This is a genomic window from Microbacterium sp. (assembly GCF_031988965.1).
Lineage (GTDB): Bacteria > Actinomycetota > Actinomycetes > Actinomycetales > Microbacteriaceae > Microbacterium.
Genome location: NZ_DALZXX010000043.1, coordinates 20,294 through 20,536 on the forward strand (window position 1 = coordinate 20,294; position 243 = coordinate 20,536).

At 72.8% G+C, this 243-nt stretch carries 1 protein-coding gene; it reads left to right on the plus strand.

Annotation, left to right across the window (positions count from 1 at the left end):
- Window positions 1-243: TetR family transcriptional regulator (locus RTM68_RS09615; RefSeq protein WP_312170385.1), on the plus strand; the 243-nt coding region annotated here is incomplete at both ends.

The following is a 243-nucleotide window of genomic DNA, read 5'->3' on the forward strand; positions in this document are numbered from 1 at the left end:
GCTCGCGCCACTCTCGCCGCCGACCCGCGCGCGTCGATCGACGTCATCGCCCGCAGCGCCGGCCTCTCGCGCCGCACCCTCTACGGGCACTTCGACGACCGCGATGCACTGATCCGCGAACTCATCGTCAGCGGCGCGCAGCGCTTCAACGCGATCGCCGAGTCGGTCGAAGACGCCGACGCCCGCATCGCGCTCGCTCGCCTCGCCGGCCGTCTCTGGCAAGAGGCGGCCCACGTGCAGGTC